The sequence below is a fragment of the Oceanicola sp. 22II-s10i genome, from assembly GCF_002210105.1.
Taxonomy (GTDB): Bacteria; Pseudomonadota; Alphaproteobacteria; order Rhodobacterales; family Rhodobacteraceae; genus Pseudooceanicola.
Genome location: NZ_AQQU01000001.1, coordinates 1412652 through 1435863, shown reverse-complemented (window position 1 = coordinate 1435863; position 23212 = coordinate 1412652). Strand labels below are relative to the sequence as shown.

The window sequence follows — 23212 nt, the reverse complement described above, 5'->3', positions numbered from 1 at the left end:
GGATCAGACCGGCAGACCGACCACGAAACGGGCGCCGAGCGGTTCGGACGTGATGTCGGCGTCGGTGGGGCGGATGTTCTCGGCCCAGATCACGCCGCCATGCGCCTCGACGATCTGCTTGGAGATCGCAAGCCCGAGGCCCGAGTTGTTGCCGAAATCGTTTTCGGGACGGTGCGAGTAGAACCGTTTGAAAACCTTGGTCAGCGACTGGTCGGGGATGCCCGGCCCGGTGTCCTCGACCACGATCAGCACGCGGTTCTCGCGGCGGCGGGCCCAGACCCGGATCGCGTCGCCATCCTCGCAAAACGAGATGGCGTTGGTGATCAGGTTCACGAAGACCTGCGCCAGCCGCGCCTCGAGCCCGCGCATCTCGATCCGGCCCTTGGGCAGGTCCGAGATGAAGTCGATACCCTTCTCGGACGCCTGCTGGCCGAGGTATTCGTTCAGGTTCGTCAGCATGTTGAGCAGATCGAACTGCTCTTCCTCTTCCTTTACCAGCTCGGAATCGAGCCGCGAGGCGTTGGAGATGTCGCTGACCAGCCGATCCAGCCGCCGCACATCGTGTTCGATGACGTCCAGCAGCTTTTCGCGATGTTCTTCCTTCTTCACCATGCGCAGCGAGCCGACGGCGGAACGCAGCGAGGCGAGCGGGTTCTTGATCTCATGCGCCACGTCGGCGGCGAACTGTTCGTTCGCGTCGATCCGTTCGTAGAGCGCCGAAACCATGCCCCGGAGTGCGCCGGACAGGCGCCCGATCTCGTCCGGGCGGGCGGTCAGGTCGGGAATACGCACGCGGGACGGCGACACCTTGCCCCGGTCGCGGTCGCGCCCGATCTCGGCGGCGGCGGCCAGGTCGGCCAGCGGGTTCGCGATGGTCGAGGCCAGCACGAGGCTGAGGCCGATCGAGACGAGCGTCGCGATGACGAACATCTGCAGCACGCGTTCCCGCTCGCTGCGGACCATCGCGTCGATCTCGCCCGAGCCGGAGACCAGCGCGACGGTGGCGATGGCCTGGCCGTTCTGCAGGACCGGAGAAGTGACCGCAAAGAACGCGCCGTCCTCGCCCTTGCCCTGGGTGATCTGGCTGGGAGTCGCGGGGTTGTCGGCCGCGATGCTGCGCAGCTGGTCCACCACCGGAACCGGCGTGACCTCGCGCCGGCCCGACGAGAACAGGGCAGCCGCCCCGTTCCACAGGCCCGACAGGAAATCGGTGATGATCGTGCGTCCGGCCGGTTCCGCCTGCGCCGCGGCGCCCTCGAACCCGGTGCCGGTCGCCTTGCCGACCAGACCGCCCGTATTGTCGAAAACGTAGAGCTCCAGCCCCTCGCGCAGGTCCAGACCGGCAAGGGTGGTGCCGACGTTGACGCCGTCACCGGTCGCCACGTTGACCGAGCCGCGCGCGGGCAACTGCGCCTCGAACACGTCCGAGACCAGTTCGGCCTGTGCGGCCAGCGCATTCGCGCGCTGCAGCGCGAGACTGTCACGCGACGCATTGAGATAGAGGATACCGGCGACGAGGACGTTCAGCGCGATCAGGTTGAAGATGATGATCTTGCGCGTCAGCGGCGACTGTTTGAGCGAGAAGAAGCCGCGACGCTCACGGTGAGCGCGCAGCTCTTCCTCGACGATGGCATTCGGCGCGACGAAGTCGTCGCCGAGGACGACATCGCCGCTCCTGTCAGGCGCATTGTCGCGCAAGCTGATCCCCTCGACGAGAGCCATTTACTCTTCGTTGTATCTGTAGCCGATGCCGTAAAGCGTCTCAATCGCGGAGAATTCCGGATCCACGCTCCGCATCTTCTTGCGCAGTCGCTTGATGTGGCTGTCGATGGTGCGGTCGTCGACATAGACCTGGTCGTCATAGGCCACGTCCATCAGCTGGTCCCGGCTCTTCACGAAACCGGGGCGCTGCGCGAGCGCCTGCAGAAGCAGGAACTCGGTCACGGTCAGCGACACGTCCTTGCCCTTCCACGCCACGGAATGGCGCAGCGGGTCCATGCGCAGCTGCCCGCGCTCCATCACCTTGGTGTCCTCGGTGTCGCCGACGACCTCGCCCGCGACCGCGTCCTGACGGCGCAGCAGGGCGCGAATCCGCTCCACCAGCAGGCGCTGGCTGAACGGCTTTTTCACATAGTCGTCCGCCCCCATCCGCAGGCCGAGGACCTCGTCGATCTCGTCGTCCTTGGAGGTCAGGAAGATGACCGGCATCGAGGTCTTCTGCCGCAGGCGCTGGAGCAGGTCCATGCCGTCCATGCGGGGCATCTTGATGTCCAGAACCGCCATGTCCGGCAGCTTCTTGTTGAATGCGTCAAGGGCGGCCTGACCGTCGTTATACGTCTCGACATCGAAGCCTTCGGCCTCAAGCGTCATCGCGACCGACGTCAGGATATTCCTGTCATCGTCCACAAGGGCGATCTTCGACATGTCCCGAATTCCTTCGTGCTGCTCTATATTTGTTATGTTTTTCCAAGACTATCCGCACATTTGTCCTTGCCGATCAATACCCAAACGCGAATCAGCGCCGGAAAGCTGGCCAAAATGTGGCGAAAATGTCTTACCGCGCGTTTAAATCGGAACGCCGCCGACGCCGCGTCGGCGGGTGTTTGCGTTAAACCCGACTTGGTTGCGCTAACTGTGTAAAACCGTCCTGTTACATCCCGCGGGCGACGTGCTAAGACGCGCCCACTCGGCCCGGCAGACCCTTTTACTGCTGGCCGATCAAGGACCAACGACGCGCCCCCGGCGCGGACATGAGGAGCATTGGTATATGGCATTTGGACGGGTGAACCCGAAGTTCAAGCTGGAAGATCAGGGGATCGAAGGGCTTGGCCATGTCTATTACAACCTCAAGGAGCCCGCGCTCGTCGAAGCCGCGCTCAAGAAGGGCGAAGGCACGCTCGGCAAGGGCGGCGCGTTCCTCGTGACCACCGGCAAGTACACCGGCCGTTCGCCCAAGGACAAACACGTCGTGCGCACTGCCTCGGTCGAAGACAAGATCTGGTGGGACAACAACGCCGCCATGTCGCCCGAGGGCTTTGACGCGCTCTACGAGGACATGCTCGCCCACATGAAGGGCGGCGACTATTACGTCCAGGACCTGATCGGCGGTGCCGACCCGGCCTACGCCATCAACGTCCGCGTCGTGTCGGAACTGGCCTGGCACAACCTGTTCATCCGCCACCTGCTGCGCCGGCCCGAGGCCGAGGCGCTGGCCGACTACGTGGCCGATTTCACGATCATCAACTGCCCGTCCTTCAAGGCCAACCCGGAGCGTCACAACTGCCGCACCGACACGGTCATCGCGCTGAACTTCGACCGCAAGCTGATCCTGATCGGCGGCACCGAATACGCGGGCGAGAACAAGAAATCCGTGTTCACCCTGCTGAACTACCTGCTGCCGGAACAGGGCATCATGCCGATGCACTGCTCGGCCAACCATGCGCACGGCAACCCGGTCGACACCGCGATCTTCTTCGGCCTGTCGGGCACCGGCAAGACGACCCTGTCCGCCGACCCGAACCGCACGCTGATCGGCGACGACGAGCATGGCTGGTCCGACCGCGGCACCTTCAACTTCGAAGGCGGCTGCTATGCCAAGACGATCAACCTGAGCGCCGAGGCAGAGCCGGAAATCTACGCCACCTGCTCGATGTTCGGCACCGTGATCGAGAACATGGTCTACGACCCCGAGACCTTCGAACTGGACTTCAAGGACAGCTCGCTGACCGAGAACATGCGCTGCGCCTACCCGCTCGAGGCGATCTCGAACGCGTCGGACACCGCGCTCGGCGGGCACCCCAAGAACGTGGTGCTGCTGACCTGCGACGCCTACGGCGTTCTGCCCCCGATCGCGCGGCTGACGCCGGCTCAGGCGATGTACCACTTCCTTTCGGGCTTCACCTCCAAGACCCCCGGCACCGAGCGTGGCGTGGTCGAGCCGGAGCCGACCTTCTCGACCTGCTTCGGCGCGCCCTTCATGCCCCGCCGCCCCGAGGTCTACGGCAAGCTGCTGCAGGAAAAGATCGCCAAGCACGGGGCGACCTGCTGGCTGGTGAACACCGGCTGGACCGGCGGTGCCTACGGCACCGGCAAGCGGATGCCGATCAAGGCCACCCGCGCCCTGCTGACCGCAGCGCTCGACGGTTCGCTGAACGAGGCCGAGTTCCGCAAGGATCCGAACTTCGGCTTCGACGTGCCGGTCGCGGTGAACGGCGTCGACACCCAGCTTCTGGACCCGCGCCAGACCTGGGCGGACCCGGCGGCCTACGACAAGCAGGCGCAGAAGCTGGTGCAGATGTTCTCGGCCAACTTCGAGAAATACGTCCCCTATATCGACGAGGACGTGAAAGCGGCCGCCATCGGCTGATGCTGCGTTCCGCGCTCCTGATACTCCTGATTGCCGGCCCGCTGCCAAGCGCGGCCGGCAATCTCGTCAAATCGCCGATGATCCTCGAGGAATTCGGCGTCTACTGTCCTGACGAGGCCACCGGCCGGGTCGAGGCACCGGATACCGAACGCGGCTTCATCGACCTGATCCAGGGCGATCCGCGCGTCGATTTCCAGACCGATGTGGTGCCCGGCGAACTGGGCCTCGGCTTCGGCATGCGGTTCCGGTTCGAGGACGGGCATGGCGTCCGGATGGGCCGGGTCATCATCACCCATCCGCCCTTCGGCAATCCGCCGGTGACGCGCGAGAGCTATTCCATCACCGTGGAAAGCGACGTCTCGTCGATGACGCAGTTCGATTTCGACGACGACTACGAGATCCAGTACGGCACATGGACGCTGGCGATCGAGGTGGACGGGGAAATCCTGCTCAGCCGCGACTTCCACGTGGTGCCCAAGGAACAGAGTCCGATCTCGACCAAGCTCTGCGAAGGGCCGTCACTGCTCAGCTAGGGGCCGCTCTTCCCGCCTGACGGCGCACCTCGCGAGGCGCGCGCGTCAGGGCGCGATGAGCGCGGGTCAGGCGAAGATCGCCCGGCGCAACAGGTTCACGCCCGCCACCGCCAGCACCATCAGCGTCAGCTTGCGGAAGGTCGCCTGATCGGCCCGGTCATGCAGCTTCAGCCCGATCCACATCCCGACCATCGCCGGAACCAGAAGCGCGAAGGAAAACGGCAGCGTCTCGGTCCGGACCACGCCCGACGCGATATGTGCGAAGAACAGCGCCACCGCGCCAAGGCCATAGATCACGCCCTGTATGCGCAGCTGCTCCGTCTTGCCCGTGTCGAGCGCGGTCAGGTAGGCCACCGTCGGCGGCCCCCAGACGCCCGAGAATCCGCCGATGAAACCGGCGAAGGCCGCCACGCTGAACTCCACCCTACGCGACGCGCTCGGCACCCGGAGCGGCACGCCCGCAAGCTGCATCGCCGCGAAGATCGTGATCGGCACCCCGATCAGCGCCAGCATCAGCCGTTCCGGCATCACCCGCACCAGCTGGGCCGAGATCATCAGCGCCACGAAGCCCACGATCAGGAACAGGCGGAACCGTTTCACGCTGTCCCACGCCGCGCGCCAGCCCTGCCGCATCGCCTGCCAGCCGTTGGTCAGCAGCGTCGGCAGGATCAGCCCCGCCAGCGCAAGTTCCGGCCCGACGATGGAGCCGAGGCCGGACACGAGGATCATCGGCATGGCGAAGCCCACCATCCCCTTGATCACGCCGGCAAAGACCGCGATTCCCAGACAGAGCGCGAAGACGCCCGGCGACATCAGCGAAAAGATCGTATCCATTCCCTGCCTCTACGCCCGGCACCCGCTCTCTGCCAGCGAAATTTGTGACGCAACAAACGGCAAGCGGGCCCTGTGTCGCGGGCATATTCGTTGCGCTGCACCTGCGAAATGGCTATGCCCGATCCGAACAGTGAAAGGTGAGATTCATGGCCCACGACGGACAGGACCTGACGACGCGCCCGGCGCTTCTTCCCGATCTTCTCGCGCTGACCGGCGCCGCCATCGCCCCCGCCGAGGCGGTGCTGGACCGCGCCATCGCCGTGCTCAAGGACGCGCTCAGCGAAAACGGCCGCATCTCGGCCCGCGCGGTCGAGGCGAACCAGACCGCGACGCACGGCCTCGCGTGGCTGGCCACCTATGTCGAATCCCTGCGCCAGATGCAGAAATGGGCCGAGAAGCTCGACGCCGCCGGCAGTTTCGGCGAGCTGGAACAGCTGCTCCACCAGATCGCCTTCGGCGAATACCTCTGGCAGATGTATGGCGGCATCCAGATGTCGCAGAACGAGATCGTCCGCCTGCAGGACCTCGGCCTGTCGCAGGACGACCAGCGCGCCCTGATGACCGACGCGGTGATGACCCTGACCCAGGGCGGCAACACCCAGTCCGCCCGCTCGCGCCTGGCCGAGCTGATGGTCGACCAGCAGGGCGCGACGATGTTCGGCGCCTCGGGCCTCGACGAAGAGCTCGAGATGATCCGCGACCAGTTCCGCCGCTACGCGGTCGACAAGGTCGAACCCTATGCGCATGAATGGCACCTCAAGGACGAACTGATCCCGCTGTCGGTGATCGGTGAGCTGTCCGAGATGGGCGTCTTCGGCCTGACGATCCCGGAGAACCTCGGCGGCTTCGGCCTGTCCAAGGCGTCGATGGTCGTCGTCTCCGAGGAACTGTCGCGCGGCTATATCGGTGTCGGCTCGCTCGCCACCCGGTCCGAGATCGCGGCCGAGCTGATCCTCTGCGGCGGCACCGACGAGCAGAAGAGCCACTGGCTGCCCAAGATCGCCGCCGGCGAGATCCTCCCGACCGCCGTCTTCACCGAGCCGAACACCGGCTCCGACCTCGCCGCGCTGCGCACCCGCGCGGTCAAGGACGAGAACGGCGATTACAAGGTGACCGGCAACAAGACCTGGATCACCCACGCCGCCCGCACCCACGTGATGACCCTGCTGGCGCGCACCAACCCGGAAACCAAGGACCACACCGGCCTGTCGATGTTCCTGGCGGAAAAGACCCCCGGCACGGACGAGGCGCCCTTCCCCACCGAAGGCATGACCGGCGGCGAGATCGAGGTGCTGGGCTACCGCGGGATGAAGGAATACGAGCTCGGCTTCGACAACTTCCACGTCAAGGGCGAGAACCTGCTCGGCGGGGTCGAGGGTCAGGGCTTCAAGCAATTGATGCAGACCTTCGAAAGCGCCCGCATCCAGACCGCCGCCCGCGCCATCGGCGTGGCGCAGTGCGCGCTGGACCTCGGGATGCAGTATGCGCTCGACCGCAAGGCCTTCGGCAAGGCGCTGGTCAACTTCCCGCGCGTGTCCGGCAAGCTGGCGATGATGGCGGTCGAGATCATGATCGCCCGTCAGCTGACCTACTTCTCGGCCTACGAGAAGGACAACGACCGCCGCTGCGATCTGGAGGCCGGCATGGCCAAGTTGCTCGGCGCCCGCGTGGCATGGGCCTCGGCAGACAACGCGCTGCAGATCCACGGCGGCAACGGCTTCGCGCTGGAATACACGGTCAGCCGCGTGCTCTGCGACGCGCGTATCCTGAACATTTTCGAAGGCGCCGCGGAGATCCAGGCGCAGGTGATCGCCCGCCGTCTGCTGGGGTGAGGCTGATCGCAGGGAAACGGTTGGGCCGTCCCCGAGGGGGCGGCCTTTTTCATAGCAAGGTTTTGGGCCGGAGTTGCGGGCAGGCCGGTTATCGGACTTGAGCGTCTAAGCTAAGCCTCGGGGCTGGTTTTGGTGGACGTCGGCACGGCAGACCCAACTGCAATTTGCGGCGTCTGCTCGGTGTATGCCGCACCCGCGAAAGCTATCGGCAGAATGGACGGAGAGCGGTAGTTGCCAGTGAATCGCATGAATGACCGCCATACCAAGAAACCGGGTTATACTCATTCTGGTAGTTAGTCTTCACTGGCCGTTGAATCCCGGACAAAGCACCCCCATATTGCAGCCTAACCTCAACCAATTTTAAATGTTTTTTGAAGAAGTTCACAAGAGCAATGAGTATGAAATATAAGGCGCGAAAGCCCTTCGGCAAGGTATCCCTTTGGCTGATGCTTAACGCTTTACTTTTCGCAGGCCTTTTGGGAATTGATTTATCAGCACTTTCCAAGCCTCCTTGGTGGGATGATGTTGTTCCCCTGGCAACCAGCATGCTCTCCGGAGGGCTTGTCTCGTTCTTTTTTTATTGGCTAGTTGTTTACGAACCAGAGCGGAGAAAGCGACGCATAATTAAAAACAATCTCGCGAAGATGTACTTAAGTTTAAAAGAGGACATTCTATATTCTGTTGTTTTCGCAAGCATGAAAGGCGGCAGAACTGATCTCGACGCAAGTCCAGACACTATTAACAAGCTGCTATCCGTGGAAGGCTTTAAAGAATCATTCTCTGGCGGACGCGAGGCAGATGAAGGCTTCTACGCGTTTGAAAATCAGATGAGTGACGATACGCCGGAATTTCAGGACATAGTTCTGAACCTAGAAATTCTAGCGAGGCAAATCGAATTCGTGCTGCACAATCAAACTATAGATGATCAGAATCTTTTTGACTTCTTCAAGCGCCTCGAGCTGGTATTACTCCGGCTAAGATACTCTTCTCCCGGCTACGACGAATCTAAGCCGTTGTGCAGCTTCATATATCAAATTTTCTCAGGGTGGAGTCCGATTGACGGATACCTTGGCTACGATGTGGTCGATAAAATGATTGACGATATTTAAGATCTAGGCACGCACTTGAGAACGGGAACCGGACTTTGCATTTCGGTCTAACCTTTTGCGCTTTGGGCTGAGACCGATCATCTGCAGCTTCCCAGGCGAACGGCGGCTCATGGCCGGAAGCGACGACCGCCCATGCGGCACCAGCAAAGTCTCCCAAGAGCGTCTTGGTCGATCCAGGCTCGGAGTAGTCATCGCGCTTAGGACCACTTTGCATTTCCTCGTAAATCACTTGCCGCACGACCGACCGCAAAGAGCGGACCCATTCGGTGCGCCGCCCCCAACCGGATCCCCACCTCCACATCCCGAACCACCCAAACCGCACCATTGCCAGCAGCAGCCCCACAAGCCACACTCCCCTGCATGTTTGACACCAGCCGGTTTCGCACCACGTGAAGGGTACACCCAACCCGACCCGCAGACGGACAGCCCCCGCGCCCGACAGGCCGCAACGGGATCAAAGGTCCGCATGAAGGAGACCGAGAAGGGAGCACGCCCATGCCACCCCAGATGATTGCCGCCGTCATCCTGACGCCGTTCGCGCTGGCGTTCCTCTATGCCGGCATCCACGAATACAAACGCTACAAGTCCGACGGTCGCGCGACCTATGGCCTCGTCTACAACGAGGAAACCGGGACGACACACGTGACCGGCATCGCCGAGGCCGAAGATGCCTTCGACCCCGACGATTACGACCCCGGCAACTACCGCGATCTCGACGTGCACGGCACCGACGACGACAGCGACACAAAGGCCTGAGCCGCAACACCGCAGGTCACGGCCAGACAGGCGCTCCGCCCAGCCCCGCCGTCGCGGACAGCCCGCAGATCAGGTTCGCGTTCTGCACCGCCTGCCCCGCCGCCCCCTTGCCCAGGTTGTCGACCACGCCGAGCGCCATCACCAGATCACGCTCGGGATCGGCGGCGTAGCTGACGAATGCCATGTTCGACCCGCTGGCCCACTTGGTCTGCGGCGGCCGGTCCGTCACCCGGACGAAGGGCCGGTCCGCATAGAACGCCCGCGCCGCCTCCAGACACCGCGCCGTCGTCGCCTGCCCCCGGCAATAGATCGTCGCCAGCAGCCCGCGCGTCATCGGCACCAGGTGCGGGGTAAAGACCAGCCCTGCCGCGCTGCCGCCGCCGATCGCCTCGATCGTGCGCGCCATCTCGGGCATGTGGACATGCTGCAGCAGGCCGTAGGGCTGCAGGTTCTCGTTCGTCTCGGCAAAGCCGAACCGGCTGTCTCCGCCGCCCCGCCCCGCGCCTGACACACCGGTCTTGGCGTCGATCACGATATTGCCCGGCGCGATCAGCCCTGCGGCCAGCAGCGGCGCGAGCGCGGTCAGCACCGCCGCCGGAAAACAGCCGGGATTGGCGATCCGGCTCTGCCCCGCGATACGCTCCGGCCAGACATCCGCCAGCCCGTAGGTCCAGCTATCGACATAGCGGTGATCCCCGCCGATATCGACGATCTTCACCCGGTCTGGCACCCGCGCCAGCGCCTCGGCGGAGGTCCCTGTGGGCAGCGAGGCGAACAGCACGTCGATCTCCGGCAGCGCCTCCGGATCCCATTTCTCGATCCTCAGCCCGGCCAGCCGCGCGGGCACGCCGGGAAACCGCTCGCCCAGCAAGGTCCCCGCGCTGCCCTCGCCCGCGGCGTGAACCAGTTCGAACTCGGGATGTCCCGCGATCAGGCGCAGCGCCTCGCCGCCGCCGAAACCGCTGATGCCGACAATGCCGACGCGAATACTCATGGTGATGTCCTCTTGTGTCAGGAAACAGAAAACCCCCGGAGCCGGGGGCTGCGGGGGTCGGGGAGGTGGGTCGGAGGTATGCCTGCGGGCGGTCTATAGGGCCTTATGAGGCACCGCACCGGACAAAACCGATCGACCCGCAGCCGAAAACCGCCGCAGGAAAGCACGGCGTCGGCGTCGGTCGAAAAAGGTTTGGGTCCCGGACATGGCCGGCATCCATGCAGCCGGACACGGCCCCGGTCAAGCGCAATCGCGATACGCTTCCCGCCCCGCCCGCGCCTTGCTAGGCTTCACCGGCAAAGCCAGAGGGGGCAGAGACGTGCAGGAAACCAGCTTCGACCGTCCGGACGGGATCCTCGTCGCGGGCGTGGGCATCCTGATGATCGCCGCCGCCTCGGTCGGGATCGTGGCGCTGATTGTCATGTCCGGCGGGCTCGACCTGAAGACCTACGCCCTCGCGCTGATCGGTTGGACCGGCGCCTGCGCCCTCGGCTGGGCCTTCGTCAACGCCTGGCGCACGCCGATGCTGACCGTCCGTCCCGACGCGCTGATCGTGCCCTCGTGGTTCGCCAGCCGCACCATCCCGATCCGCCCCGGCCATCCCATCGGCGAACTGCTCGCCATTCCAGATTTCGGCGGCCACCGCCCCGGCAATGCCGAGGGCAACAAGTTCGCCCATATCTACACGCTCGACGACGCGGGCAAGCTGACCCTGCTCACTGCGCTCCACCGCGATGCGCCGGCGCTGACGATGATCCGCCGCGCCCTGACCGAAACCGCCGGCCTGCGTCTCGAGCGACTCGAAAAGGACCTGAACGCCCGGAGAACCCTCCCGGAGATATCCCACTGGAAACGCCCGCCCCGCGCTTGACCCTGCCGCCCCCGGCTGGTCATCTGCGCCCAACCCAAGGCCGGAGCCTCCCATGACCGATCTCTCCACCCTCCGCGGCGTCGTCCCCTACCTGCCCACGCCCCTCACGGCCGGGGGAGAGGTCGACGAAGCGGCGCTGAAACGCCTCTGCGACCACCTGATCGCCGAGGGCGTGCACGGCCTGACCCCGCTCGGCTCCACCGGCGAATTCGCCTATCTCGACTTCGCCCAGAAGGAACGCGTCGTCGCCGCCACGGTCGAGGCCGCGGCGGGCCGCGTTCCGGTCATCGCCGGTGTCGCCTCCACCACCACCCGCGATGCGGTGGCCCAGGCGAAACGCTGGCGCGCGCTCGGCGCCGACGGCATCCTCGCGGTGATGGAGGCCTACTTTCCCGTCCCAGACTCCGGCGTGATCGACTACTTCACCGCCGTGGCCGACGCGACCGACGCGCCCGTCACGCTCTACACCAACCCCAATTTCCAGCGCTCCGACCTGACGCTCGACGCGATCGACCAACTGTCGCACCACCCCAACATCCTGTTTCTCAAGGACGCCTCGACCAACACCGGTCGCCTGCTGACCATCCTGAACCGCACCGAGGGCAGGATCGGTCTCTTCGCCGCCTCCTCGCACATCACCACCGCCGTCATGCTGATCGGCGGGCGCGGCTGGTTGGCCGGACCCTCCTGCCTGATCCCGCGCCAGTCGGTGCAGCTGTTCGAGCTCTGCGAGGCGGGCAAGTGGGACGAGGCGATGACGCTCCAGCGCGACCTCTGGTCGGTGAACCAGGTCTTCGCCCGCTTCAACCTCGCCGGGGCGGTCAAGGCCGGGCTGAAGCTTCAGGGCTTCGACTGCGGCGCCCCGGCCGCCCCCCAGCCCGCGTTGTCCCCCGAGCAGGTGGAGGCCGTCCGCCGCGCCCTCGAAAAGGTCGGCGCGCTCTAGCCGTCCGTCACCCGCCCGTCACCCGCCCGTCACATCCCCCCGCTACACCGCCCGAAACCGGAGCGGAGAGGGTGATGCCCGACTACGACCTCGACAATGCCTACCGTATCGACGGCCCCGACAGCGCCCGCCGCCACTACGACGCGTGGGCCGGGACCTATGACGACAGCTTCGCCCGCGACTGGGGCTACATCGCCCCGCGCGAGATCGCGGCGCTGTTCCGCGCGGGATTCGACGGCAGCGGACCGGTGCTGGACATCGGCGCGGGCACGGGCGAGGTCGCCCGTCACCTGGACGGCCTGACCGTGGACGGTATCGACATATCGCCCGAAATGCTGGCGCAGGCCGAACGCAAAGGCCTCTACCGCCGCCGCATTCTTGGCGACCTGACGCGGCCCCTCGACATCCCCGACGCGCGCTACGCAGGGGTGATCTCCTGCGGGACCTTCACCCATGGTCACGTCGGCCCCGAGTGTCTGCCCGAACTGCTCCGCATCACCCGCCCCGGCGCCCGCTTCACCTGCGGCACGATCCCGGCGGTGCTCGACGGCGCGGGCTTCGGCTCGGCCCTCGCCCTGCTCGTCGCGCAAGGACAGATCACCCCGGTCCGCTTCCACGACATCGCCATCTACGACGGCAGCGACCACCCCCATGCCGCCGACCGGGGCCTTGTCATGGACTTCATCCGCCTCTGACCCCTTCCATCCCGCGTCGCTCTGACCCATCCTGCCCGAAACACCAAGGACAGGAACCGCGATGCCCCGCCCGATCATCCCGCCCGACCTGCAGGCCGTGCACGACCAGTGGCACTTCGCCCCGGCATTCGAAGCGACCGGCCTGATCTTCTGCTCGGGCATCATCGGCACCAGCCCCGACGGCAACCCGCCCGCCTCCGGCCTGTCCGGCGCACAATCGACCACCGCCGACCCCGACGCCCCCGTGGCCGCCCTGCAGGCCGTCCGCGACCCCGAGGCACAGTTCGCCACCGCCTTCGAAGCCCTCGCCGCCATCCTCGCCGAGGCCGGCGCAACCCTCGCGGATGTGGTCGAACTCACCACCTACCACGTCGACATGGCCCGCCACATGCAGACCTTCACCGAGGTCCGCGACCGCTACCTCTCGGCCCCCTACCCCGCCTGGACCGCCATCGGCGTCGCCGAACTCCTCGTCCCCGGCGGCCTCGTCGAACTTCGCGCCATAGCCGCCCGCCCAAACACCGGCAGCTGACTCCAGGTCCCCTGCTTCTTCTGGTCAGAAATACCTTGGGGGAGCTCGAGGGGGCAAAGCCCCCTCGTCAGCATACAAGTGATGGCATGCGCCGCAGGCGCGCACTCAGGTCAGGACCGGCCCGTAACGCCCCTCAGGCCGCATACCCCAGTCGCTGCACCATGTCCCCGACTGTCGCGGGCGCCCCGCCCACGCTGACCGTCAGCTTCGCCTCGATCAGCTCGCGCTCCGGTTCCGCCATCACCTGCGCCTCCGCCTGCGACCGGTGCGAGGCGATCCGCATCTCATCGCCGCTGAAGTGCTTCAGCTCCACCGCATCGGGCACCTCGAAGACCTGCCGGAACGCCGCCTCGTCGGCCAGGATCTCCTCCATCCGCACCGCATCGGCACCGGTCTCAAGCGCGGCGAGATTGAAGGCACAGACATGCTGCACCGCATAGGCATAAACGATGTTCGGCAGGCTCGCCCGGATACCGACGGCGGGCAGCTTCGGCAGGCTCTGCTTCAGCATCGTCAGGAACGACACGTCATCCCCGTCCAGAACCTTCTTCGACGCCCAGGCGTAACAGGAATTGATCTGCGCCCGCGGTTCCCGCGCCAGCAGGCTGTAGCGGATGCCCTGCGTCTCGCAGGCGGGGCGGAAACGTCGCGGGTCGAAATTCGTATGAACCGCCACGGGCCGCGCCCCTTCGGCCGCAGCCTGCGCCATGCTGGCGGCAAAGGCCTCGGGCGTCTGCGACCCGACGCCGATCGGCCCACCGGTCTCGAAATTCTGCGACCCGTGGCTCACACGGAACCCCGGCACCTCCGAAAGAATGGCGGTGATGGTGTGCGTGGCCGCGAAGCCGATGGAATCCGTGACGATCATGCGCTTGCCCTCTGCCCTCTTATCTGCGCCTCATGCGCGGGTGGCGGACGGACGCTTTCCCACCAGATATGCGATCCGCCCTTTCACCAGGGTTACAGCCGGGAAGGGCACGCGCCATGACGGATTACGACAGCCTGATCGACCCGGAGGTCCGGGCCTTCATCCGCCGCACCGAAGCCAGCTGTCCGCCCGATGCCACCGGCCTGACGATCGAGGACAACCGACGTCTCTACGACGCCATGTGCACGGTCTTCCGCCATCCGCGCCCGGCCGGGCTGACCATAATCGACGCCCCCGTCGGCGGCGTGCCCTGCCGCCGCTACGACCCGCCGTCGCCCGGTCCCGCAGTGGTGATCTATGCCCATGGCGGCGGCCATGTCCTCGGCGGGCTGGACAGCCATGACGACATCTGCGCCGAGATCGCGGACCGCACCGGCCTCGGCGTGATCGCGGTCGACTACCGCCTCGCCCCCGAGCACCCCCACCCGGCCCAGATAGACGACATGCTCGCAGTCGTTCAGGCCACCGCGCCCGAGGCGCCCCTGATCCTCGCGGGCGACAGCGCGGGCGGCAATCTCGCCTCGGCCGCGGCGCATCTGCTGCGCGGCTCGGACGTCCGGCTGAAGGGCATGGTCCTGATCTATCCCGGCCTCGGCGGCCCGCCCGGCGAAAGCCACGTCACCCACGCGCACGCCCCGATGCTCTCGGCGCAGGAAGTCGAGGACTACGGCACCATCCGCTTCGCCGGCGGCATCCGCCCGCCCGACGATCCCAGCTTCGCCCCCCTCGCTGATACGGATTTCTCCGGCCTACCCCCGGTCTTCGCCAGCGCCGCCGAATGCGACCCGCTGGCCAGCGACGTTCCGCGCTACTGCGACAAGGTCCGCGCGGCAGGCGGTCAGGCCGAGGCCGTCACCGAACCCGGCCTCGTCCACGGCCATCTGCGCGCCCGGCACATGTCGACCCGCGCCGCCGCCGCCTTCGACCGCATCGTTGCGGCCATCGCGGCCATGGCGCAGGCCACCTAACGCAGGAACACCTCGCCGGTCATGCTCTCCGGCACCGGCGCGCCGAGCCGCGACAGGATCGTCGGCGCCAGCTGCAGCTGGCCGATCAGGGTGTCCCGCTGCGGCCCCTCAGCCGGCCCGAAGTAATAGAGCGCCGTGTCCCGCTGCAGGTCGTCCGCCCCGCCGTGATGCCCGCGCGCGTCCTGCCCGTGGTCGGCGGTCACGATCACCTCGTAGCCCATCCCGCGCCAGCGCGTGATCCACGGCGCCAGCATCTCGTCCATCACCATGCAGGCATCGTCCATCTCGCGGCATTCGTGAAAGAACCGGTGCCCCATGCTGTCCAGCGTGCAGGTGTGCAGCATCCCGTAGTCCAGCCCGAACCGTTCGCAGAGCATGGTCAGCGTCGCGAACAGGTCCGCATCCGACGGCGTCATCTGGTTGATCAGCCCATACCCGGCCATCGTATGAAACCGCCCATGGTTGATCGTGGCGCTCTCGGGCTCGTCGTATTCCAGATCCCGCACCGGATCGAAGGGCGCGCGGTTGAAGAACTCCGACCAGAAGGAATGCGCCACCGCCCCCGTGACCCCGCCCGCGCGGCGCACCTCGGAAAACACGTCCGGCTGCGCCAGCCGGAACACGTTGCGATTGCCGGTGCAGCCATGCACCTGCGGGCTGACCCCGGTGTGGATCGAGGCATAGCACGAGGCCGAGATCGACGGCACCACGGCGCGGTGCACGAAACGCTGCGCCTCGCCCGCCGCGACCCAGCCTTCCAGGTTGCCGAACAACCGGCGGAAATTCCGCAGCGGCACACCGTCCAGAATGATGAGCAACAGCTTCGATTTCATGATCCCGTCCCTCCCGGATGCCTGCCGCATCTGAACCGCCGCGCCGGGCAAAAGGCAACGCCCCTTTCCCTGCATCGCCGGGCCTGCAATTGACAGCCTGCCGCCTGACCGGAACTCTGCGCGGGCCGAGGGGGAGAGGAGCCGCCACCGGATGAAACCCTATTCCGACAAGGCGTGGCTTCTGCTGCTGCCCGCCGCCGCGATCATGTGTTTCGTCGCCGTGATCCCGCTGCTGACGGTGTTCAACTACTCGTTCCACGACATCTTCACGATCGACAGCCGTTTCTGGATCGGCCCGGAGTGGTATCAGGAGATCGTCACCTCCTCGCGCTTCCACGCAGCCCTCGGCCGGTCACTCCTGTTCTCGGCCATCGTGCTGGCGGTGCAGATCCCGCTTGGCCTCTGGATCGCCGTCCTGCTGCTGCGCGCGGGGCGGGTGGCGACGCCGATGCTCATGCTGCTGGCGCTGCCGCTGGTGGTGCCGTGGAACATGATCCCGTCGATGTGGCTGACCCTCGTGCGCGACGGCACCGGCCCGGTCTGGCAGGCTCTCGACACGCTCGGGCTGACGCTCGACTACAAGTTCAACGCGCTGCACACATGGGCGCTGATCGTCGCGATGGACACATGGCACTGGCTGGGCCTCGTGGTGATCCTGTCCTACGCGGGCCTCGCCGCCATCCCGCAGGCCTACTACCAGGCCGCCGCCATCGACGGCGCCTCGCGCCTCGCCACCTTCCGGCACATCGAACTCCCCAAGATCGCGGGCGCGCTGTCCATCGTGCTGCTCCTGCGCTTCATGGACAGCTTCCTGATCTACACCGAGGCCTTCGGCATCAACGCGGGCGGACCGCAGGGGGCGACGACGTTCCTGTCGCTCGATCTGGGCGAGGACATCAAGGCCTACAGCTACGGCTCCGCCGCCGCCCGCGCGATGGTCTATTTCCTGATCGTCCTGTCGCTGGTCTTCGCCTTCGTCAAACTCCGCCAGACCCGCGAGGCCGCCACATGAGCGCCCGCGCCATCGTCCTGCGCACGCTGGTCTTCGCGGCCCTCGCGCTCTTCATCCTGCTGCCGCTGGCCCAGACCCTGACGCTCAGCTTCACCTCGACCCTGCGGCGCGAGGACATCCCGACCGGCAGCTACTCCCTGATCAACTATCGCAACATCTGGGAAAGCGCGGCGCTCACTTCCTCCATCGTCAACTCGCTGACCTATGTCCTGCTGAACGTCGCCCTCTGCCTCGCCGCCGCCCTGCCCGCGGCCTACGCGATCTCGCGCTACCGCTTCACGGGCGACCGGCATTTCCTGTTCCTGCTTCTGGCCTTCCGGATGACCCCGCCGGTGGTGCTGTCGCTGCCGATCTTCCTGCTGTTCTCCAAGGCCGGCCTCGTGAACTCGCCCGTGGGCATCGCCATCGTCCACTGCGTCTTCAACCTGCCGATCGCGATTTGGATCCTCGAAAGCTTCATCTCGGCCATCCCGCGCCAGTTCGACGAGACAGCCTTCCTCGACGGCTATTCCCTGCCGCGCTTCTTCGTGAAACTGCTGATCCCCGCCATCGCCCCCGGCATCGGGGTGGCGGCCTTCTTCTGCTTCATCTTCTCATGGGTCGAGGTCGTCTTCGCCCGCATCCTGACGGTCACGGCGGGCAAGCCGATCACCATGGCGATCAACGCGCTCTTCGGGTTCCAGACCGACATCGGGCTGGTGATGGCGATGACGGTGGTGTCGCTGATCCCCGGCGTGGCGATGATCTGGTTCGTGCGGAACCACATCGCACGGGGCTTCGTGATCCGGACGTGACATCCGCCCGGCACCCGCGCGGTTGGCGGGTGAGGGAGCCTCCGGCGGGAGTTTATTCGGCCAGATGAACGAGGGATCGATCCCATGCTTCATCTGGCCAGACAAACTCCCGCCGGAGGCAAAATTCTCTTAATGCCCCGCGCTTTCCATCCTGCGGTTCTCCACCACTTCCTCCAGCCAGCCGAGCCGCATTTCCGGCACCGACGACAGCAGAAGGTCCGTGTAGGCGTCGAACGGCGGGGCGAGGACCTCGCTCTTGGGGCCGTAGCGCTGGACCTTGCCCTGGTACATCACAGCGATGGAATCCGCGATCGCGCGGACCGTGGCGATGTCGTGGGTGATGAAGAGGTAGGCCACGTCCTCCTCCCGCTGCAGCTTCAGCAGCAGCTTGAGGATCCCGTCCGCCACCAGCGGGTCAAGCGCCGATGTCACCTCGTCGCAGATGATGACCTTGGGCTCAGCCGCCAGCGCGCGGGCGATGCAGACGCGCTGTTTCTGGCCGCCCGACAGCTCGGCCGGATAGCGGTCGGCAAAGCCCTGCCCCAGCTCGATCTCCTCCAGCAGTTCGGCCACCCGCGCGTCGCGCTGCTTGCCCTTCATGCCGAAGTAGAACTCCAGCGGCCGCCCGATGATCGTCTTGACGGTCTGGCGCGGGTTCATCGCCACGTCGGCCATCTGGTAGATCATCTGCAGCTCGCGCAGGTCGTCCCGAGACCGCCCGTTCAGGGCGGGCGAGAGTTCCCGCCCCGAAAACGTCACCTTGCCCGCGGACGGCGGCAGCAGCCCGGTGATCACCCGCGCCAGCGTCGACTTGCCGGAGCCGGATTCGCCCACCACAGCCAGCGTCTGGCCGGGGTGGAGCGCCACGGAAACGTCCGACAGGATGTCCCGCTTCAGTCCCGAATAGCGCGCCGTGATCCCCTCGACCTTAAGCACCGTCTCGCCGACCGGCGCCTTTTCCTCGTGGTCGATGGACCGGACCGAGACGAGGTCGCGCGTGTAGTTCTCGCGTGGGGCGTTGATGATCTGGTCGGTCGTGCCATGCTCGACCATCTTGCCGTGCCGCAGCACCATGATCTCGTCCGAGACCTGCGCCACGACCGCCAGATCATGCGTGATATAGAGCGCCGCGACACCGGTGTCCGCGATCGCCTCCTTGATCGCCGCCAGCACGTCGATCTGCGTGGTCACGTCCAGCGCCGTCGTCGGTTCGTCGAAGATCACCAGCTCCGGCTCGGGGCACAGGGCCATCGCGGTCATCACCCGCTGCAGCTGCCCGCCCGAGACCTGGTGCGGATAGCGTTTGCCGATCCGCTCCGGATCCGGCAGGCCCAGCTTCCTGAACAGCGTCACCGCCCGCGCCTCGGCCTGCGACCGGCTGACGCCGCGCGCCGCGACGGTCGTCTCGATCACCTGGTCCATCAGCTTGCGCGAGGGGTTGAAGCTGGCCGCCGCCGACTGCGCGACGTAGGTCACGACCTTGCCCCGCAGCCGCCTCAGTACGCCCGGCCCGGCCGCGCGGATCTCCTGCCCGTTCAGCACGATGTCGCCCGCCGTCAGCCGCACGCCGCCGCGGCCGTAGGCCATGGATGACAGGCCGATGGTCGACTTGCCCGCACCGGATTCCCCGATCAGGCCCAGCACCTTGCCCTTCTTCAGGCTCAGCGACACGCCGTCCACGATCACGATCTCCTGCGGCGGCTCGCCCGGCGGATAGGCCGTGGCCTCGATCCTCAGCCCGGTAATCTCCAGCAGCGTCTCGCCCTCGGCGACATGGCTGACGGGAACGATCTCATCGTCGTTCATCCGCGGCCCCCTTTCAGGCTGGTCGTGCGGTTCAGGATCCAGTCCGCCACGAGGTTCACGGAAATCGCCAGCGTCGCGATGGCCACCGCCGGGTAGAGCGCGGCGGCGATGCCGTAGACGATGCCTTCCTTGTTCTCCTTCACGATCCCGCCCCAGTCCGCCAGTGGCGGCTGGACGCCGAGCCCGAGGAACGACAGCGTCGAGATGAAGAGCACCATAAAGATGAACCGCAGCCCCGCCTCGGCCACCAGTGGCGACAGGGCGTTCGGCAGGATTTCACGGAAGATCACCCAGGCCGAGCCTTCGCCGCGCAGGCGGGCGGCCTCGACATAGTCCATGACCACGATGTCGGCGGCCACGGCGCGGGACAGGCGGAACACGCGGGTCGACTCGATCAGGCCCATGACGGCGATCAGCACCGGCATCGTGACAGGCATCACCGACAGCACGACGAGGGCAAAGATCAGCGCCGGGATCGACATGATCAGGTCGACCATCCGGCTCAGCGCCTGATCCACCCAGCCCCCGGCCACGGCGGCGGTGAAGCCGAGGATGGAGCCGGTGACGAAGCTCAGAATCGTCGCGGCGGTCGCCACGAAGATGGTGATCTGCCCGCCATAGATCATCCGGGTCAGCAGGTCGCGCCCGATGCTGTCGGTGCCCAGCCAGTGCTCGGCGCTCGACGGCTCCCACACGTCGCCGACGACCTCGGCCATGCCGTAGGGCGCCAGCCAGCCGGCGAATATGGCGGCGAGGAAATAAACCGAGGTCAGGATCAGCCCGATCAGGGCGGAAAGGGGAATGCGCATCATCTCGGGTGCCTCAGCCTCGGGTTGGCCACGATGGCGATGACGTCGGCGAGGATGTTGAACCCGATGTAGATCGCGGCGAACACCAGCCCGCAGGCCTGCACCACCGGCACGTCCCGCTTGGCGACGTGGTCGACCAGGTATTGCCCCATGCCGGGATAGACGAAGACCACTTCGACCACCACGACGCCGACGACGAGGTAGGCCATGTTCAGCATGACCACGTTGACGACCGGCGCGATGGCGTTCGGAAAGGCGTGTTTCCAGATGATGGTGAAGGGACGCAGGCCCTTCAGCTCCGCCGTCTCGACATAGGCCGACTGCATCACGTTCAGGATCGCCGCGCGGGTCATCCGCATCATGTGGCCCAGCACGACCATGACCAGCACCATGACCGGCAGCGCGATGGCGTTCAGCTTGGCCCCCAGCGTCATCCCGTCATAGACGGTCGAGACCGAGGGGAACCACCGGAACTGCACCGCAAGGTAGAACATCACGATGTAGCCCAGCAGGAATTCCGGCACCGACACCGTCGCCAGCGTCACCGCCGAGATCAGCCTGTCCGGCCAGCGCCCGTTGTAGCGCACCGCGATCAGCCCGAGGATGATCGCCAGCGGGACCGAGATCAGCGCGGCCCAGCCCGCGAGGAACAGCGTATTCCCAAGGCGGCGGCTCATCGCGTCCGCGATGTCCTGCCCGTTCGTCAGTGCGGTCCCCAGATCGCCCTGCAATGCGCCGCCCAGCCAGGCGAAATAGCGCGAGACGACCGGCTCGTTCAGACCCAGCTCCGCGCGCAGGTTCGCGAGGGCGGTCTCGGTGGCCGATTGTCCGAGAATGGATTGCGCCACGTCGCCCGGCAGGATCTGGGTGCCCGCAAAGATCAGCACCGACGCGGCAAGAAGGAGCACGAGGCCCAGAGCGATCCTCTGGGCCACGAATTTCAGGATCGGATGCACGACCCGGACCTCACGCGATCCAGCACTTGTGCGTGACGTAGCCGTTCATGTTGTCCTGGTTCGGATCGTCGATCCAGCCGACCAGATCCTCGCCATGCGCGGAAACGAAGTCGTTGAACATCGGGCAGATCAGGCCGCCCTCGTCGCGGACCAGCATCGCCATCTCGCGATACATTTCCTTGCGCTTGGCCTCGTCCAGTTCGCCCTTGGCCTGCCGCAGCAGTCCGTCGAACTTCTCGTTCTGGAACCGGGTGTCGTTCCAGTCCGCCGTCGACAGGTAGGCGGTGGAATACATCTGGTCCTGCACCGGACGCCCGCCCCAGTAGGAGGCGCTGAAGGGCTGCACGTTCCACACGTCGGTCCAGTAGCCGTCACCCGGCTCGCGCTTTATCTCCAGCTCGATCCCGGCGGCGGCCGCCGACTGCTGGAACAGCGCCGTCGCATCCAGCGCGCCCGAGAAGGCGACATCAGAGGTGCGCAGGGTGATCGGACCGGAGTGGCCGGACTTTTCGTAGTGGAACTTGGCCTTGTCCGGATCGTAGGTGCGCTGCTCGATCCCTTCGGGGAACAGCGGATAGGCCGCGTTGATCGGGAAGTCGTTCCCGACCGAGCCATAGCCGCGCAGGATCTTCTCGACCATCTCTTCCCGGTTGATCGCGTATTTCAGCGCCAGCCGCAGGTCGTTGTTGTCGAAGGGCGCCGTGTTGCAGTGCATGATGAACACGTAGTGGCCCTTGCCCGACGCCTGCGTCACGGTGACGTTCGGCGCCCGGTCCAGCAGGCCCGCGACCTTGGGGTCGATCCGGTTGATGTAATGCACCTGTCCCGACTGCAGCGCGCTGGTCCGGGCGGTGTTGTCGTTGATCACGGTGATCTCGACCGTGTTCACGTGCCCCATCGAGTCGTCCCAGTAGCCGTCGAACTTCTCGAACACGTGGCGCACGCCCGGTTCGTTCACGACGACCTTGTAGGCGCCGGTGCCGATGCCGCTGGTCGGATCGTCCTTGCCACCGTTCGGCTGCACGACGAGGTGGTAGTCGGCCATCAGGTAGGGGAAGTCGGCGTTCGGGCCGTTCAGGGTCATCACGACATTGTCGCCGTCGACCGTCATTTCCTTGATGCCCTTGACCACGCCGAGCGCGCCGGACTTCGACTCCTCGTTCGAATGCCGCTCGACCGTGGCAACCACGTCGGCGGGGGTCATCGTCGCACCGTTGTGGAAGGTGACGCCCTTGCGGATCTTGAAGGTCCAGACAGTGGCGGTGTCGTCGCTCGTCACCTCTTCGGCCAGACGCGGAATCACCGGGCCGCCCTTGGGATCGAGCTCGACCAGCGTGTCGCCGATCAGCTTGCAGATCTGGAAGGTCACCTGGTTCGAGGCGAGACCGGGATCGAGGCTGTCGGTGGACCCGCCGCCCTGCATCCCCAGCTTCATCGTCCCGCCCTTCACCGGCTCCTGCGCGCGCAGGCCCGAGGACAGCATCAGGTTCGCACCCGCCGCCGTCATGCCAAGCGCCATCGCGCGGCCAAGGAAGGCGCGGCGCGGCATCCGGCCCAGAACGGTGCGGTTGAGATAATAGCGAAGCTCGTCGCTCATGGTCTTCTCCCTGTTTTACCGGAGGGTGCCCCGGCGTTTTCTTG

General features: G+C 65.9%; 22 protein-coding genes. 12 read left to right on the top strand and 10 right to left on the bottom strand.

The window, feature by feature from the left end; genetic code table 11:
• Window positions 1-3: 3 nt before the first annotated feature.
• The gene (locus ATO6_RS07150) at window positions 4-1722 is read right to left on the bottom strand and encodes a sensor histidine kinase (protein WP_088623199.1); all 1719 of its coding nucleotides are present in this window, start codon (window positions 1720-1722) and stop codon (window positions 4-6) included.
• Window positions 1723-2424, bottom strand: coding sequence for a response regulator transcription factor (locus ATO6_RS07145; protein ID WP_088623198.1), 702 nt, complete (start codon window positions 2422-2424; stop codon window positions 1723-1725).
• Window positions 2425-2767: 343 nt separating this feature from the next.
• Here ATO6_RS07145 and ATO6_RS07140 point away from each other — a divergent pair, with 343 nt between their 5' ends.
• Both ATO6_RS07140 and ATO6_RS07135 read left to right on the top strand, forming a co-directional pair.
• Window positions 2768-4366, top strand: a complete 1599-nt coding sequence (locus tag ATO6_RS07140; RefSeq protein WP_088623197.1) for a phosphoenolpyruvate carboxykinase — start codon at window positions 2768-2770, stop codon at window positions 4364-4366.
• Window positions 4367-4443: 77 nt separating this feature from the next.
• Window positions 4444-4899, top strand: coding sequence for a DUF3859 domain-containing protein (locus ATO6_RS07135; RefSeq protein WP_176440852.1), 456 nt, complete (start codon window positions 4444-4446; stop codon window positions 4897-4899).
• 66 nt (window positions 4900-4965) lie between these two features.
• Here ATO6_RS07135 and ATO6_RS07130 read toward each other — a convergent pair whose 3' ends face one another.
• Window positions 4966-5733: a sulfite exporter TauE/SafE family protein gene (locus ATO6_RS07130; RefSeq protein ID WP_088623195.1), complete on the bottom strand. Its 768-nt coding sequence runs from the start codon at window positions 5731-5733 to the stop codon at window positions 4966-4968.
• A gap of 146 nt (window positions 5734-5879) precedes the next feature.
• Between ATO6_RS07130 and ATO6_RS07125 the strand changes: the two genes are divergently transcribed.
• The 3 genes from ATO6_RS07125 to ATO6_RS07115 all read left to right on the top strand — a co-directional run bounded on the left by ATO6_RS07125 (window position 5880) and on the right by ATO6_RS07115 (window position 9430).
• Complete coding sequence (locus ATO6_RS07125; protein WP_088623194.1) at window positions 5880-7565, top strand: acyl-CoA dehydrogenase family protein; 1686 nt, start codon at window positions 5880-5882, stop codon at window positions 7563-7565.
• A gap of 398 nt (window positions 7566-7963) precedes the next feature.
• Complete coding sequence (locus ATO6_RS24785) at window positions 7964-8674, top strand: hypothetical protein (protein ID WP_141101947.1); 711 nt, start codon at window positions 7964-7966, stop codon at window positions 8672-8674.
• 495 nt (window positions 8675-9169) lie between these two features.
• Window positions 9170-9430 carry a hypothetical protein gene (locus ATO6_RS07115; protein WP_088623192.1) on the top strand — a complete coding sequence of 87 codons (261 nt, stop codon included), beginning with the start codon at window positions 9170-9172 and terminating at the stop codon, window positions 9428-9430.
• Window positions 9431-9446: 16 nt separating this feature from the next.
• Here the strand turns inward: ATO6_RS07115 and argC are convergent, their stop codons facing one another.
• The gene (argC, locus tag ATO6_RS07110; RefSeq protein ID WP_088623191.1) at window positions 9447-10424 is read right to left on the bottom strand and encodes an N-acetyl-gamma-glutamyl-phosphate reductase; all 978 of its coding nucleotides are present in this window, start codon (window positions 10422-10424) and stop codon (window positions 9447-9449) included.
• 319 nt (window positions 10425-10743) lie between these two features.
• Here argC and ATO6_RS07105 point away from each other — a divergent pair, with 319 nt between their 5' ends.
• The 4 genes from ATO6_RS07105 to ATO6_RS07090 all read left to right on the top strand — a co-directional run bounded on the left by ATO6_RS07105 (window position 10744) and on the right by ATO6_RS07090 (window position 13465).
• Window positions 10744-11295: a hypothetical protein gene (locus ATO6_RS07105; protein ID WP_088623190.1), complete on the top strand. Its 552-nt coding sequence runs from the start codon at window positions 10744-10746 to the stop codon at window positions 11293-11295.
• Between the two features lie 52 nt (window positions 11296-11347).
• The gene (locus ATO6_RS07100; protein ID WP_088623189.1) at window positions 11348-12238 is read left to right on the top strand and encodes a dihydrodipicolinate synthase family protein; all 891 of its coding nucleotides are present in this window, start codon (window positions 11348-11350) and stop codon (window positions 12236-12238) included.
• A gap of 74 nt (window positions 12239-12312) precedes the next feature.
• Entirely contained in the window at window positions 12313-12933 is a 621-nt protein-coding gene (locus ATO6_RS07095; RefSeq protein ID WP_088623188.1) for a class I SAM-dependent methyltransferase, read from the top strand.
• Window positions 12934-12994: 61 nt separating this feature from the next.
• A complete protein-coding gene (locus tag ATO6_RS07090) occupies window positions 12995-13465 on the top strand; it encodes a Rid family hydrolase (RefSeq protein ID WP_088623187.1) in 471 nt (156 codons plus the stop codon).
• Between the two features lie 133 nt (window positions 13466-13598).
• On the opposite strand, the gene ATO6_RS07085 is transcribed toward ATO6_RS07090, so the two are convergent.
• Entirely contained in the window at window positions 13599-14333 is a 735-nt protein-coding gene (locus ATO6_RS07085; protein WP_088623186.1) for a hypothetical protein, read from the bottom strand.
• A gap of 116 nt (window positions 14334-14449) precedes the next feature.
• Between ATO6_RS07085 and ATO6_RS07080 the strand changes: the two genes are divergently transcribed.
• On the top strand, window positions 14450-15361 hold the full coding sequence (locus tag ATO6_RS07080) for an alpha/beta hydrolase (protein ID WP_088623185.1): 912 nt from the start codon (window positions 14450-14452) through the stop codon (window positions 15359-15361).
• On the opposite strand, the gene ATO6_RS07075 is transcribed toward ATO6_RS07080, so the two are convergent.
• A complete protein-coding gene (locus ATO6_RS07075) occupies window positions 15358-16194 on the bottom strand; it encodes an alkaline phosphatase family protein (protein WP_088623184.1) in 837 nt (278 codons plus the stop codon). The two genes, ATO6_RS07080 and ATO6_RS07075, sit on opposite strands and share 4 nt — an antisense overlap.
• Window positions 16195-16345: 151 nt before the next feature.
• Here ATO6_RS07075 and ATO6_RS07070 point away from each other — a divergent pair, with 151 nt between their 5' ends.
• Together ATO6_RS07070 and ATO6_RS07065 are read left to right on the top strand one after the other, a co-directional pair.
• A complete protein-coding gene (locus tag ATO6_RS07070) occupies window positions 16346-17206 on the top strand; it encodes a carbohydrate ABC transporter permease (protein WP_088623183.1) in 861 nt (286 codons plus the stop codon).
• Window positions 17203-18000, top strand: a complete 798-nt coding sequence (locus ATO6_RS07065) for a carbohydrate ABC transporter permease (protein ID WP_088623182.1) — start codon at window positions 17203-17205, stop codon at window positions 17998-18000. The genes ATO6_RS07070 and ATO6_RS07065 overlap by 4 nt, the downstream gene beginning before the upstream one ends.
• 129 nt (window positions 18001-18129) lie before the next feature.
• Here the strand turns inward: ATO6_RS07065 and ATO6_RS07060 are convergent, their stop codons facing one another.
• From ATO6_RS07060 to ATO6_RS07045, 4 genes are read right to left on the bottom strand one after another with little or no spacing between them, the layout of a single operon-like run.
• Window positions 18130-19806, bottom strand: coding sequence for an ABC transporter ATP-binding protein (locus ATO6_RS07060; protein ID WP_088623181.1), 1677 nt, complete (start codon window positions 19804-19806; stop codon window positions 18130-18132).
• Entirely contained in the window at window positions 19803-20618 is an 816-nt protein-coding gene (locus ATO6_RS07055) for an ABC transporter permease (protein WP_088623180.1), read from the bottom strand. Before ATO6_RS07055 ends, ATO6_RS07060 begins: the two co-directional genes overlap by 4 nt.
• The gene (locus tag ATO6_RS07050; protein ID WP_088623179.1) at window positions 20615-21571 is read right to left on the bottom strand and encodes an ABC transporter permease; all 957 of its coding nucleotides are present in this window, start codon (window positions 21569-21571) and stop codon (window positions 20615-20617) included. The genes ATO6_RS07055 and ATO6_RS07050 overlap by 4 nt, the downstream gene beginning before the upstream one ends.
• 10 nt (window positions 21572-21581) lie before the next feature.
• The gene (locus tag ATO6_RS07045) at window positions 21582-23168 is read right to left on the bottom strand and encodes an ABC transporter substrate-binding protein (RefSeq protein WP_088623178.1); all 1587 of its coding nucleotides are present in this window, start codon (window positions 23166-23168) and stop codon (window positions 21582-21584) included.
• Between the last annotated feature and the right edge of the window lie 44 nt (window positions 23169-23212).